Raw genomic sequence first — 14071 nt, 5'->3', positions numbered from 1 at the left:
GCACGCTTGTCTGGATGCGCGGCTGAAAGATCAATCCTTGTCGGCCAGATAGTTCATGATGTTTTTCCGGTTGGCCGGGCTGAAGGTATAAGCAATGGTTCGGAGTAAATCTCTTTTTGGCGCCATATACGTCTCGGACCACCAGCCGTTGTATTGAACTTCATAGTCCTCGTGCCTGGCGCCCAGCAAGTGGCCGATTTCATGCCCGACGAACAAATAGCTACCAAGGGATGATATTGCAACTGTCCCGGTGCCCGTCGGTGGCCAGAGAAGCGCGGCACCGGCCGCCCTGTCACTCAACATATCGTTGGTGAGTAAAATGACTTTGGTCAGATTATTGGTCTCCAGCCCTTCTTTCTTCATTTCACTGAGAAGCCGGTGACCCAGTGGTTCCCAGTCCTGTAGGGTCTTGAGTACTTCATCGCCTTTGTAGTCGAAGTTGCTGTAGGGCTTGCCGCCGGCGAAAACCACATGGACTTGTCGCCCGGTGAAACTTTTCAGTTCACTTACAAGGGGATGAAAGTGATCCGCGTAAATGGTTTTTCTTGCCGATCCCGGCACGTCGTCATGAACGACGGCAATAACATTGATGGCATTTTTTGGCATGCCTTGGGTAATTGAACTCATCCTTGAATCCTTGCTGGTAAGTGTTTGGTTATGCCGCCATTTATTGCCAGTCTGTCGTGGTGAGTGCGGCGCAAATGAAACTAACTATCCAGTTGAGAGTTGGCGAGTGAATGTCTATTTCTTTCTGTTGCGTTTTGCAGAATAGTCTCGCTCGGGCATAACTTTCCGGGTTTCCAGAAGTTGCGGTATCGTCAATTACGGTCGCTGAAAAGCTCTCGCTGAATCGAGTATGCTGGCTGACCTGCGGGTCAATAAAACCGGCAGATTGCGACAAATGACAGATGGTCGCAGCGGGGGCTGTTTATCTGCCTTATTACGGTATACTGCGCGGCCTTCGGCCGGTTCGCCCGGCCTTAATTCGTACAACAAGCCACGCCGGATTTCCCGCGTGGCTTGTTGTTTTTTGACGCGCCTGCGGGCGCCCAGAGAGAAGAGGCACGACGATGAGTGCACTGGTTGGCGTGATCATGGGCTCCAAGTCCGATTGGTCCACCCTTAGCCACACCGCCGATATGCTGGAAAAGCTCGGCATTCCCTACGAGGTGAAAGTGGTCTCCGCCCACCGCACCCCGGACCTGCTCTTCCAGTACGCCGAAGAGGCTGAGGCGCGTGGCATCGAGGTGATTATCGCCGGTGCTGGCGGCGCGGCCCACTTGCCAGGCATGTGTGCGGCCAAGACCCACCTGCCAGTGCTGGGCGTGCCGGTGCAGTCGTCGATGCTCTCGGGCGTCGACTCACTGCTCTCCATCGTGCAGATGCCAGCGGGCATTCCGGTTGCCACCCTGGCCATCGGCAAAGCCGGTGCGATCAACGCCGCGTTGCTGTCGGCGAGTATCCTGGGCGCCAAGCACCCGCAGTTCCATGCGGTGCTGAAAACTTTCCGTGCTGAGCAGACAGACAGCGTCCTGGACAATCCAGACCCACGCATCGCCTGAGGTTGTTGACGATGAAGATCGGTGTAATCGGTGGCGGCCAGTTAGGTCGCATGTTGGCCCTGGCGGGTACTCCGCTGGGCATGAACTTCGCTTTCCTGGACCCGGCGCCGGACGCTTGCGCGGCCGCATTGGGCGAACACCTGCGGGCCGATTACGGCGATCAGGATCACCTGCGTCAGCTGGCCGATGAAGTCGATCTGGTGACCTTCGAATTCGAAAGCGTCCCGGCGGAAACCGTGGCGTTTCTTTCGCAATTCGTCCCGGTCTACCCGAGTGCCGAAGCGTTGCGTATCGCTCGCGATCGCTGGTTCGAGAAGAGCATGTTCAAGGACTTGGGAATTCCAACCCCCGCGTTCGCCGACATCCAGTCGCAAGCTGACCTGGACGCCGCCGTGGCCTCCATCGGTCTTCCTGCCGTGTTGAAAACCCGTACCCTGGGTTACGACGGCAAGGGCCAGAAAGTCCTGCGCAAACCTGAGGATGTAGTCGGCACCTTCGCCGAGCTGGGCAGCGTTGCCTGTCTGCTGGAAGGCTTTGTGCCGTTCACCGGCGAAGTCTCGCTGATCGCCGTGCGCGCTCGTGATGGTGAAACGAAGTTTTACCCGCTGGTTCACAACACCCACGACAACGGCATCCTCAAGCTGTCCGTTGCCAGCACCGATCACCCGCTGCAGGCGCTGGCCGAAGACTACTCCAGCCGCGTGCTCAAGCAGCTGGAATACGTCGGCGTAATGGCGTTCGAGTTCTTCGAAGTCGACGGTGGCCTCAAGGCCAACGAAATCGCCCCGCGTGTACACAACTCCGGGCACTGGACCACCGAAGGCGCCGAGTGCAGCCAGTTCGAAAATCACCTGCGGGCCGTGGCCGGTCTGCCGCTGGGTTCGACGGCCAAGGTCGGCGAGAGCGCGATGCTCAACTTCATCGGCGTTGTCCCGCCGATTGAGAAAGTGATCGCGATTGCCGACTGCCATCTGCATCACTATGGCAAGGCATTCAAGGCCGGGCGCAAGGTCGGTCACGCCAACCTGCGCTGCGCTGACAAGGCCACCCTTGAGCAGCAGATTCTCAAGGTTGAAGCACTGATCGCCGAATAGTTTCATTGAGTAGTTGCGGAACCTTAAGGCACCTTCGTTCTCTGATGGCGGGATCCCAAAGTCTGACTAGGCTTTGGCATGACTATTCAAATCAGAGGAAAACGCCATGGGAATTATCGGAACCATCTTTATCGGCTTGATTGTTGGCCTGCTGGCGCGGTTCCTGAAACCGGGTGATGACAGCATGGGCTGGATCATGACCATTCTGTTGGGTATCGGCGGTTCGCTGGCAGCTACCTACGGAGGCCAGGCGCTGGGCATTTACCAGGCCGGGCAAGGCGCCGGGTTCATCGGCGCGCTGGTCGGTGCGATCGTGCTGCTGGTGATCTACGGCCTGATCAAAAAGAGCTGATTCATACGACAAAGCCCTCTGCGCCAAACGCGTGTAGAGGGCTAGAATGCTCGCCATTGCACCGTCCTTTCCTTTGCCGAGCACTTTCATGCGACGTCTTGTGTTGACTCTCCTTTTCCTGGGCAGTGGTTTGGCCCATGCCGGCGAACTGCCGGAAACCGACTGGCTGGAACTGATGCCCAAGTCGGACCAGAAAGCCCTCGAGGCCATGCCCGAAATCGACCACAACTCTCCTGAGGCCACTGGCACCTTTACTGAAAAGGGTGGCTTGAAGCAGAGCAAGGGCCTGCCGGCGGTGATGTACTCGACCAAAACCGTGCCGTCGATGAACGACAAGGACATCCGCATCGGTGGTTACCCGGTGCCGCTGGAAACCGATGCCAAGGGTCGCAGCACGTTGTTCTTCCTTGTCCCGTACCCGGGCGCCTGTATCCACGTACCGCCACCGCCGCCTAACCAGTTGGTGCTGGTGCGTTATCCGAAAGGGCTGAAGCTGGACGACATCTACACGCCGCTGTGGGTGACCGGTACGCTGAAAGTGGAGAAGGTCAACAATGACCTGGCTGATGCGGCGTATGCGTTGGATGCGGCGAAGGTACGGGTAGTGAAGGAATCAGATTTGTAGGTGATCACATGTGGGAGCGAGCCTGCTCGCGAAGAGGGAGCGTCAGTCGCAATCATTGTTGACTGACCTACCGCATTCGCGAGCAGGCTCGCTCCCACATTGGTTTTCGGTGTTGCTTATAAAGGTGTACTGCCAATGCTGACGCCGAGGGTATGGCTGGCATCAGGCGCCAGATTCACCACATCTTCCATCACATTCGCCGTCTCGATGCACAGCATCCGTTGCCAGCCATCATCGGCCATGTCACTGAACGCCGCCGCACGATCAATCCACGGGTTCCAGATCACTGCCGAGCGCGAACCGCTGCTGGTCAGTTCGATGCGCCGCTTCCATGTCGGATCGACGATGCTCAGCTTCTGCGGTGGATTGAGGTAGATCCGGTCAGTCTCGCCGCTGAAGCGCAGATCGCCGGCCTGAGGGAGGGTGCTCCAGTCCTCCAGCGTATCGATGTAGCTCAAGCCGTCCAGCCCTTCGACATGCACATTGCGCACGTCGCTGACCGCGAAATAGCTGTGCAGCGCCTGGCTGATGCTGACGGTTTCGTTACCCCGGTTGTGGCTGGTCAGGGCGATATGCAGGTGCTCATCCAGATGAATGCTCAGCTTCAAATCCACCTGATGCGGCCAGCCCGCAAATCCGCCTTCGGGGTAGGGCAGGTTGAATTCGACCTTCAGGCTTGTACCCTCGGCTTCAATGCTGCCCAGCTCCCAGTCCATCGCCCGTACAAAACCATGGGCGGGTGCCGGTTCGTTGCTGACGCGCATCGCCTGCACGCTCTGCGGGTTGCGCGCAAAGTTGCCGAACCACGGCCAGCACACAGGCACACCGGCGCGAATGCTCTTGCCGGCCTTGAACACGGCCTCGTCGTTGAGCCAGATCAGTGGCGGTTGCCCGGCCAGTTGATAACTGAGGATGTGCGCGCCCTGCTGGGCCACCAGCAATTCGGCCTGACCGTGGCGAATGCGCCAGCAGTTCAGTTCATCCAGTTTCACGGCTTCAACGTTGGGTGTCTGCATGGCGCACATCTCGCTCGGAATCAATGTCTGTGTGATGGAGCATTCCGGCTTCCATCGGGGTTAGCAGGCCCGCCGTGGCACTGAACGAGTGCGGCCGCTGCCGTCGATGGCAACAAACACGAACACCGCTTCAGTCACTTTGCGCCACTCGCTGGACAGCGGGTCGTCACTCCACACTTCGACCATCATCTGGATCGAGCTGCGGCCAATTTCCAGGGCCTGGGTATAGAAGGAAAGCTGAGCGCCCACCGCCACCGGCACGAGGAACGCCATGCGGTCGATTGCAACGGTAGCCACTCGACCGCCGGCCACTTTGCTGGCCATCGCGGTGCCGGCCAAATCCATCTGTGCCACCAGCCAGCCGCCGAAAATATCGCCGAAGCCGTTGGTTTCGCGTGGAAGTGCGGTAATTTGCAGGGCAAGGTCGCCTTGCGGGATTGGATCTTCTTGTTCGAGCTCTATCATGCCGGGGGTGCCTCTGACCCGTGACTCTTCGTATATGTAGCGGGTGATAGCCGTCTTGGAAAAACGATTCAGCCCCGAACATACTACGTTCGTCACGTTTTTCGTAAGGCGCCTAAAGGGAAACTCTGCGAAATCGCCTACAGCCCGACAGGCGTTTTCGCACAGCAACCCCTTTCAAGCTGTTGCAAGTTCGCGAGTATATCGGTCGGTAGACTCCGAGACGACCGTCCGGTTCTCATTTCAACCCTCAAAAACGCGACTCTATGTGCTTTTTCGAACAATTTGCTATCGTGCCGGACCTGCCCAAGCCTCCGCCAGCGTTGTTGAGGTTGCAGATCCGACTATAAGAGAAGCCTTGCCATGACCACAGCGCCCTCGAGCATTGCGCAGCCATCCCAGCCCGCACGTCCCTTGACCCGCAATGATTACAAGACGCTGTCGCTGTCCGCCTTGGGGGGCGCGCTGGAGTTTTACGACTTCATCATCTTCGTGTTCTTTGCCACGGTGGTCGGCAAGCTGTTTTTCCCGGCCGACATGCCCGAGTGGCTGCGGCTGATGCAAACGTTCGGCATCTTCGCCGCCGGCTACCTCGCGCGGCCGTTGGGCGGCATCGTCATGGCGCACTTCGGCGACCTGCTGGGACGCAAGAAGATGTTCACCCTGAGCATCTTCATGATGGCGGTGCCGACCCTGATCATGGGCCTGCTGCCGACCTACGCGCAGATCGGCATGTGGGCGCCGATCCTGTTGCTGCTGATGCGGGTGATCCAGGGGGCGGCGATTGGCGGTGAAGTGCCCGGCGCCTGGGTATTCGTATCTGAACATGTGCCGCAGCGTCACATCGGCTACGCCTGCGGCACCCTGACCAGCGGCTTGACCGCGGGTATCCTGCTGGGCTCGCTGGTCGCGACCGCGATCAACAGCATTTATACCCCGGTGGAAGTGGCGGATTACGCCTGGCGGATCCCGTTTCTGCTGGGCGGCGTGTTCGGTCTGTTCTCGGTATACCTGCGCCGCTGGCTGCACGAAACCCCAGTGTTTGCCGAACTGCAACTGCGCAAGGCGTTGGCCGAAGAAGTACCGCTGCGCGCGGTGCTGCGTGACCATCGCGGGGCGATCCTGATTTCGATGCTGCTGACCTGGCTGCTGTCCGCCGGCATCATCGTCGTCATCCTGATGACCCCGACCGTGTTGCAAACCGTGTATCACTTCACGCCGACCATCGCGTTGCAGGCCAACAGCCTGGCGATTGTGTTCCTGAGTCTAGGCTGCGTCGGCTCCGGCGCACTGGCGGATCGCTTTGGTGCGGGCCGGGTGTTCGTGTTCGGCAGTGCATTGCTGTTGCTGAGTTCGTGGACCTTCTATCACAGCCTGTTCAATCACCCGGACTGGCTGTTCCCGATGTACGCCGTGACTGGCCTGCTGGTCGGCACCATCGGCGCGGTGCCGTACGTGATGGTCAAAGCGTTTCCAGCGGTGGTGCGTTTCAGCGGGTTGTCGTTCTCCTACAACCTGGCTTACGCAATCTTCGGTGGTTTGACGCCGATGATCGTGACGCTGCTGCTCAAGGAAAGCCCGATGGGGCCTGCCTACTATGTGGCGATCATTTGTGGGGTCGGGATTGTGGTGGGTGCTTATCTTTGGAAGAAGGGGCGCTGAGGCAGCTTCTTGCATCGACTGCACTGGCCTCATCGCGAGCAAGCTCGCCCCCACAGGGAATCTGCGGCGAACACAGAACCCATGTGGGAGCGAGCTTGCTCGCGATGAAGGCAACACGAATCATCCTGCAATACGCCACATGCTGGCCTTTCATCCAATTGTCATATTTCAGCCATAGAGTGTTCACACGGCCTGCTGATACTTGGCCCCGACTTAAACACCCTATCTGCTAGGAGTAAGGCATGAAACTGAAGCGTTTGATGGCGGCAATGACTTTTGTCGCTGCTGGCGTTGCGACTGCCCACGCGGTGGCCGCTGGTGTTGACCCGGCAATTCCGGCCTACGCCAAGACCACTGGTGTATCGGGCAACTTGTCCAGCGTCGGTTCCGACACCCTGGCCAACCTCATGACCCTGTGGGCTGAGAACTACAAGAAAGAATACCCGAACGTAAACATCCAGATTCAGGCCGCTGGCTCCGCCACCGCGCCACCTGCGCTGACTGAAGGCACCTCCAACCTGGGCCCGATGAGCCGCAAGATGAAGGACACCGAACTGGCGGCCTTCGAGCAGAAATACGGCTACAAGCCAACCGCTATCCCGGTTGCCGTGGACGCCCTGGCGGTGTTCGTGCACAAGGACAACCCGATCCAGCACCTGACCATGGAACAGGTTGACGCGATCTTCTCGTCGACTCGTCTGTGCGGCGCCAAAGCCGACGTCAAAACCTGGGGCGACCTGGGCGTGACCGGTGACCTGGCCAACAAGCCGGTTCAGCTGTTCGGTCGCAACTCGGTTTCCGGCACTTACGGCTACTTCAAGGAAGAAGCCCTGTGCAAAGGCGACTACAAGCCAAACGTCAACGAACAACCAGGCTCGGCTTCGGTCGTGCAGTCGATCAGCTCTTCGCTGAACGGCATCGGTTACTCGGGCATCGGCTACAAGACCGCCAGCGTGAAGACCGTGGCCCTGGCCAAGAAAGGCAGCACTGACTTCATCGAAGACAGCGAAGAAAACGCCCTGAACGGCAAATACCCGCTGTCGCGTTTCCTCTACGTCTACGTCAACAAAGCCCCGAACAAGCCTCTGGCCCCGCTGGAAGCCGAGTTCGTGAAGCTGGTGCTGTCCAAACAGGGCCAGGAAGTTGTTGTGAAAGACGGCTACATCCCACTGCCAGCCAAAGTCGCTGCAAAAGCACTGGCTGACCTGGGTCTGCAAGAAGGCGGCGCTGAAGTCGCAAAGAAGTAACACCTTAGGTCCGGGGCGCTAACCCCGGATCTGTGTAGGAGCTTGCTCCTACACCCCCCAATTTTCGATCCGCTGCCAGTACCCGCTGGCGGCGGATTTGTTGCGTCACTGCATTGTCATCTTTCTGTCATACAGGACCGCTAGGGTGTGCGCATGAATGATCTGGCCAATTCCCCAATGACTACGACTTCCCCTCCCAAGCGCATTGATTTCAATACGCCTGAGCTGCAACGCAAGCGCCGTATTCGCGCACTCAAAGATCGCCTGACCCGCTGGTACGTCTTCGTTGGCGGCCTCGCCGTGCTTGGCGCCATTACCTTGATCTTCTTCTTCCTGGCCTACGTGGTCGCGCCGCTGTTCCAGGGTGCCAGCCTGACTGCCAAGGACGCGATCACCCCGGCCTGGATGCAAGACGCCGGCAAGCCGTTGATGATCGCCCTGGAAGAACAGAACCAGGTCGCCATGCGCGTTTCCGACAAGGGCCAGGCGCTGTTCTTTGATGTCGACAGTGGCGCAGAACTCAAGCGCGTCGACCTGCCGCTGCCGGCCGGCACCACCGTAACCTCCATCGGCGAAGACCAGCCCGGCCATCCGCTGGTCGCGGTCGGCCTGTCCAATGGTCAGGCGCTGGTGTTCCGTCACACCTATAAAGTCAGCTACCCGGACGGCAAGAAGACCATTTCGCCGGCCATCGAATACCCGTACGGCGACGCGCCGATTGCGCTGAACGAGGCGGGCGGTGCGCTGGAGCACGTCAGCCTCAACGCCACCGACACCACCCTGATGCTGGCCGGTTCCACCGGGTCGCAGCTGCATGTCCTGTCGCTGACCAGCGAAGAAAACATGATGACCGGTGAAGTCACCAATGAGCAGAAGCGCATCGACCTGCCGCAGATGACCGAACCGGTGAAGAACATCTTCGTCGACCCGCGCCAGCAGTGGCTGTACGTGGTCAACGGGCGTGCCCAGGCCGACGTGTTCAGCCTGCGCGACAAGAGCCTCAACGGTCGCTACAAGCTGCTTGAAGACGGCGACGCGCAAATCACCGCCAGTACTCAACTGGTGGGCGGCATCTCGCTGATCTTCGGTGACTCCAAAGGCGGCCTGGCCCAGTGGTTCATGGCTCGCGACCCGGATGGCGAGCTGCGCTTCAAGCAGATCCGCAACTTCCAGATGGGCACTACGCCTATCATTGAGATCACCGCCGAAGAGCGCCGCAAAGGCTTCGTGGCCCTGGATGCGTCCGGCAAGCTCGGCGTGTTCCACAGCACTGCCCACCGCACCTTGCTGGTCGATCAGGTGGTTGATGGCCAGGGGGTTTTCGGGCTGTCGCCGCGTGCCAACCATGTGATCGTCGAAGCCGGCGGCAAGCTTCAGCCGCTGCTGCTGGACAACCCGCACCCGGAAGTGTCGTGGAGCGCGTTGTGGAGCAAGGTCTGGTACGAGAACTACGACGAACCTAAATACGTCTGGCAATCGACCGCCGCCAACACCGATTTCGAACCCAAGATGAGCCTCGCGCCTCTGACCTTCGGTACGCTCAAGGCTGCGTTCTACGCCATGCTGCTGGCTGCGCCACTGGCCGTTGCCGCTGCGATCTACACCGCCTACTTCATGGCCCCGGGCATGCGCCGCAAGGTCAAGCCGGTGATCGAGTTGATGGAAGCGATGCCGACGGTGATCCTCGGTTTCTTCGCCGGCCTGTTCCTCGCACCTTATGTAGAAGGGCATCTGCCGGGCATCTTCAGCCTGCTGATGCTGCTGCCGATCGGCATTCTGGTGGCTGGTTTCGTCTTCAGCCGCCTGCCTGAGTCCATCCGCCTGAAAGTGCCGGACGGCTGGGAAAGCGCGATCCTGATCCCGGTGATTCTGTTTGTGGGCTGGTTGTCGCTGTACATGAGCCCGTACATGGAAACCTGGTTCTTCGGCGGCGACATGCGCATGTGGATCTCCCACGACCTGGGCATCACCTACGACCAGCGCAACGCACTGGTGGTCGGCCTGGCCATGGGTTTCGCGGTGATCCCGAACATCTACTCCATTGCCGAAGACGCCGTGTTCAGCGTGCCGCGTGGCCTGACTTTGGGTTCGCTGGCCCTCGGTGCCACGCCGTGGCAGACCATGACCCGTGTGGTGATCCTCACCGCCAGCCCGGGGATCTTCTCGGCGCTGATGATCGGCATGGGCCGTGCGGTCGGTGAAACCATGATCGTGCTGATGGCCACCGGCAACACGCCGGTCATGGAAATGAACCTGTTCGAAGGCCTGCGCACCCTGGCCGCCAACGTCGCGGTGGAAATGCCCGAATCGGAAGTCGGCGGCAGCCACTACCGCGTGCTGTTCCTCTCGGCGCTGGTGCTGCTGTTGTTCACCTTCATCATGAACACCCTGGCAGAACTGATTCGTCAGCGTCTGCGCAAGAAATACTCGTCGCTTTAAGAAAGGTAGAAGTCTGTGAAACAGAACTCCCTGAATGGATGGTTCAAGAGCGGCGCCCCAGGCGTCTGGATCAGCGGTGGCGCGGTGTCCATCGCGGTCATCATGACCATTGGTTTACTGGCTGTGATTGCCGTGCGCGGCCTGGGCCATTTCTGGCCGGCGGACCTGATCCACGCCAACTATGACGTGCCGGGCCAGGCCAATCACCTGGTCATTGGTGAAGTGGTACAGAAAGAAGAAGTGCCTCGCGAGCGTTTGAAAAGCGCTGGCCTGCCGGTGCCCGATGTCGGCCCTGAGTTCATGACGCGCGAGCTGATCAAGGTCGGCAACCGCGATTTGAACGGCAACGACTTCACCTGGATCGTTGGCGAGTGGCTGACCAACCAGAGCACGCCGCCAGAGCTGATGACCATTGAGCGCCGCGAGTGGGGCAACTTCTACGGCTACCTGGTCAACGTCAAACAGGACGGCAAGGTTATCGCTGAAGGGCAGGCCGCGTGGCCGGAGTTGCAGGCCCGTGTCGATCGGGTCAACAAGCTCGCGGCACAGCTCAAGAGCCTGGAGAAAACTGACATTGGCGCGATCAACGCCGGTCTTGAGCGCATCCGTCTGCACGGTCGCAAACTGGAACTGGCCGGCAAGCTCGATGCCACCGCGCAAGCGGACATGGACGCTGAGCGCGCCGAGCTCAATGCCCGTTATCAGGACATCGAAGCACGCCTCGACGATCTGCATGCCCAGTTCAACCGTGACAGCCTGACGGCCCGCGATGCCAACGGCAAAGAAATCGAAATCGGCATCGGCAAAGTGGTTCACGCCTACCAGCCGAATGCCATGGGTTACCTGACCAAGATCGGTTTCTACTTCAGCAAGGTCTGGGAATTCCTCAGCGACGATCCGCGTGAAGCGAACACCGAAGGCGGGATCTTCCCGGCGATTTTCGGCACCGTGATGATGACCCTGATCATGGCGATGATCGTCACGCCGTTCGGTGTGCTGGCGGCGGTCTATCTGCGTGAATATGCCAAGCAGAACACGCTGACCCGGATTATCCGCATCGCGGTGAACAACCTGGCGGGTGTTCCGGCCATTGTTTACGGCGTGTTCGGTCTGGGCTTCTTTGTGTACGTACTGGGCGGCTCTGTGGATCGGCTGTTCTTCCCAGAAGCCTTGCCGGCGCCGACGTTCGGTACGCCGGGTCTGCTCTGGGCCTCGCTGACCCTGGCATTGCTGGCCGTGCCGGTGGTGATCGTGGCCACTGAAGAAGGCCTGGCGCGGATTCCCCGCACCGTGCGCGAAGGCTCGTTGGCCCTCGGCGCGACCAAAGCGGAAACGCTGTGGAAGATCGTGCTGCCGATGGCCAGTCCGGCGATGATGACGGGCATGATCCTCGCCGTGGCCCGCGCCGCCGGTGAAGTGGCCCCGCTGATGCTGGTGGGTGTGGTGAAACTGGCGCCGTCGCTGCCGGTGGATGGTAACTACCCGTACCTGCACCTGGACCAGAAAATCATGCACCTGGGCTTCCATATTTATGACGTCGGCTTCCAGAGCCCGAACGTCGAAGCCGCACGGCCGCTGGTGTACGCCACGGCGCTGCTGCTGGTACTGGTGATCGCGACATTGAACCTGTCGGCCGTGTGGATTCGAAACCACCTGCGCGAGAAATACAAAGCTTTGGATAGTTAAGTTATCCAGGTCGGCGCGGCCCCTTGTGGGAGCTGGCGCCAGACAGAGATTTTGGACAAGCCGCTGGCTATGAAGCCAGTGGCTCACTGAACCGAATTTGTTAGCACAGGGAGCCTCCCATGCAGCACGAAACACATACCCACGGCATCAACATGTCCGCCCTGGGTCGCGACAAACAGAGCCTGAACCTCGAACAGGAAACCGTGGCCATCGAAGTGCCGGGCCTGAGCCTGTTCTACGGCGACAAACAAGCGCTGTTCGACGTCAGCATGAACATCCCGAAACAGCGCGTGACTGCCTTCATCGGCCCGTCCGGCTGCGGTAAATCCACGCTGCTGCGCACCTTCAACCGCATGAACGACCTGGTAGACGGTTGCCGCGTCGAAGGCGAGATCAATCTCTACGGCAACAACATCTACCGCAAGGGCGAAGACGTGGCCGAGCTGCGTCGTCGCGTCGGCATGGTGTTCCAGAAGCCGAACCCGTTTCCGAAAACCATCTACGAAAACGTGGTGTACGGCCTGCGCATCCAGGGCATCAACAAGAAACGCATCCTCGACGAAGCCGTTGAGTGGGCGTTGAAAGGCGCGGCGCTGTGGGATGAGGTCAAAGACCGCCTGCATGAATCGGCACTCGGCTTGTCTGGTGGTCAGCAGCAACGTCTGGTGATTGCCCGCACCATCGCCGTAGAACCGGAAGTGCTGTTGCTCGACGAACCGTGCTCGGCACTCGACCCGATCTCCACGCTGAAAGTCGAAGAGCTGATCTACGAACTGAAATCCAAGTTCACCATCGTCATCGTGACCCACAACATGCAACAGGCCGCGCGGGTTTCCGACTACACGGCGTTCATGTACATGGGCAAACTGGTGGAATTCGGCGACACCGACACCCTGTTCACCAATCCGGCGAAGAAGCAGACCGAAGACTACATCACCGGTCGCTACGGCTAGGAAAACCGTGGTTATCACTGAACAGATGCTGCGGTCGACCGCACTTTACCGGACGCTCCAAGGACGCCAACATGATTAGCAAAGAAGGCCTTACCCATCACATCTCCGCGCAGTTCAACGCCGAGCTTGAGGAAGTGCGCAGCCATCTCCTGGCCATGGGCGGGCTGGTCGAGAAGCAAGTCAACGACGCGGTGACCGCGCTGATCGAGGCCGACTCGGGCCTGGCCCAGCAGGTGCGCGAGATCGACGACCAGATCAACCAGATGGAACGCAACATCGACGAAGAATGCCTGCGCATTCTGGCCCGTCGTCAGCCGGCAGCGTCCGACCTGCGTTTGATCATCAGCATCTCCAAGTCAGTGATCGACCTGGAGCGTATCGGCGACGAAGCGACCAAGATCGCCCGTCGCGCCATCCAGTTGTGCGAAGAAGGCGAAGCGCCGCGTGGTTACGTCGAGGTTCGCCACATCGGCGACCAGGTGCGCAACATGGTGCGCGATGCACTGGATGCCTTTGCCCGTTTCGACGCCGACCTGGCGCTGTCGGTGGCGCAGTACGACAAGATCATCGACCGTGAATACAAGACAGCGCTGCGCGAGCTGGCCACCTACATGATGGAAGATCCGCGCTCTATCTCACGGGTCTTGAGCATTATCTGGGTGCTGCGTTCCCTGGAACGGATCGGCGACCACGCACGTAATATCTCGGAACTGGTGATTTATCTGGTGCGCGGCACAGACGTGCGTCACATGGGCCTCAAGCGCATGAAGGCAGAAGTTGAAGGCACAAGCGGCGAAACCGCTAATGTTCCGGGCGAAGCTGACGATAAGTAAGATTGCCCAAGTAAAGCGCCCGGTCTTTTGGCCGGGCGTTTTCGTTTGCGGCTTCTGAGTTGAAGAGCAGCACCCGCGAACGAAAAGTCCCGGCGTGACTGAAGGTTTTTGGCAATGTGCCATCAGCAAAGCGGTATGCT

At 59.5% G+C, this 14071-nt stretch carries 13 protein-coding genes; 10 read left to right on the top strand and 3 right to left on the bottom strand.

Features of this window, described 5'->3' with window-relative positions; all coding sequences use genetic code 11:
- Positions 1–30 precede the first annotated feature (30 nt).
- Positions 31–627: a zinc metalloprotease gene (locus POF45_RS15570; RefSeq protein ID WP_282316084.1), complete on the bottom strand. Its 597-nt coding sequence runs from the start codon at positions 625–627 to the stop codon at positions 31–33.
- A 443-nt stretch (positions 628–1070) separates the two neighbouring features.
- Here POF45_RS15570 and purE point away from each other — a divergent pair, with 443 nt between their 5' ends.
- The 4 genes from purE to POF45_RS15550 all read left to right on the top strand — a co-directional run bounded on the left by purE (position 1071) and on the right by POF45_RS15550 (position 3633).
- Positions 1071–1562: a 5-(carboxyamino)imidazole ribonucleotide mutase gene (gene purE / locus POF45_RS15565; protein WP_019694319.1), complete on the top strand. Its 492-nt coding sequence runs from the start codon at positions 1071–1073 to the stop codon at positions 1560–1562.
- Positions 1563–1573: 11 nt separating this feature from the next.
- Entirely contained in the window at positions 1574–2656 is a 1083-nt protein-coding gene (locus tag POF45_RS15560) for a 5-(carboxyamino)imidazole ribonucleotide synthase (protein WP_259497683.1), read from the top strand.
- A 106-nt stretch (positions 2657–2762) separates the two neighbouring features.
- Positions 2763–3008 (top strand): GlsB/YeaQ/YmgE family stress response membrane protein, encoded by a 246-nt coding sequence (locus POF45_RS15555; protein WP_259497681.1) that lies wholly within the window; start codon positions 2763–2765, stop codon positions 3006–3008.
- Positions 3009–3096: 88 nt separating this feature from the next.
- Positions 3097–3633: a DUF3299 domain-containing protein gene (locus POF45_RS15550; protein ID WP_259497679.1), complete on the top strand. Its 537-nt coding sequence runs from the start codon at positions 3097–3099 to the stop codon at positions 3631–3633.
- A 116-nt stretch (positions 3634–3749) separates the two neighbouring features.
- Here POF45_RS15550 and POF45_RS15545 read toward each other — a convergent pair whose 3' ends face one another.
- Together POF45_RS15545 and POF45_RS15540 are read right to left on the bottom strand one after the other, a co-directional pair.
- On the bottom strand, positions 3750–4649 hold the full coding sequence (locus tag POF45_RS15545) for a D-hexose-6-phosphate mutarotase (RefSeq protein ID WP_282316083.1): 900 nt from the start codon (positions 4647–4649) through the stop codon (positions 3750–3752).
- 60 nt (positions 4650–4709) lie between these two features.
- Positions 4710–5114 (bottom strand): acyl-CoA thioesterase, encoded by a 405-nt coding sequence (locus tag POF45_RS15540; RefSeq protein ID WP_259497676.1) that lies wholly within the window; start codon positions 5112–5114, stop codon positions 4710–4712.
- Positions 5115–5474: 360 nt separating this feature from the next.
- On the opposite strand from POF45_RS15540, the gene POF45_RS15535 reads away from it, so the two are divergent.
- From POF45_RS15535 to phoU, 6 genes are all read left to right on the top strand, one after another.
- Positions 5475–6773, top strand: coding sequence for an MFS transporter (locus POF45_RS15535; RefSeq protein ID WP_259497675.1), 1299 nt, complete (start codon positions 5475–5477; stop codon positions 6771–6773).
- 242 nt (positions 6774–7015) lie between these two features.
- A complete protein-coding gene (locus tag POF45_RS15530) occupies positions 7016–8020 on the top strand; it encodes a phosphate ABC transporter substrate-binding protein PstS (RefSeq protein ID WP_259497674.1) in 1005 nt (334 codons plus the stop codon).
- A gap of 153 nt (positions 8021–8173) precedes the next feature.
- The gene (locus POF45_RS15525) at positions 8174–10459 is read left to right on the top strand and encodes an ABC transporter permease subunit (RefSeq protein WP_282316082.1); all 2286 of its coding nucleotides are present in this window, start codon (positions 8174–8176) and stop codon (positions 10457–10459) included.
- A 15-nt stretch (positions 10460–10474) separates the two neighbouring features.
- Entirely contained in the window at positions 10475–12145 is a 1671-nt protein-coding gene (gene pstA, locus POF45_RS15520) for a phosphate ABC transporter permease PstA (RefSeq protein ID WP_259497670.1), read from the top strand.
- A gap of 119 nt (positions 12146–12264) precedes the next feature.
- Positions 12265–13098, top strand: coding sequence for a phosphate ABC transporter ATP-binding protein PstB (gene pstB, locus POF45_RS15515; RefSeq protein WP_259497668.1), 834 nt, complete (start codon positions 12265–12267; stop codon positions 13096–13098).
- Between the two features lie 71 nt (positions 13099–13169).
- The gene (phoU, locus tag POF45_RS15510) at positions 13170–13931 is read left to right on the top strand and encodes a phosphate signaling complex protein PhoU (RefSeq protein ID WP_259497666.1); all 762 of its coding nucleotides are present in this window, start codon (positions 13170–13172) and stop codon (positions 13929–13931) included.
- Positions 13932–14071: the final 140 nt, after the last annotated feature.

The sequence above is a fragment of the Pseudomonas fungipugnans genome (assembly GCF_029955235.1).
Lineage (GTDB): Bacteria > Pseudomonadota > Gammaproteobacteria > Pseudomonadales > Pseudomonadaceae > Aquipseudomonas > Aquipseudomonas fungipugnans.
This window is presented reverse-complemented; position numbering and strand designations above follow the sequence as displayed.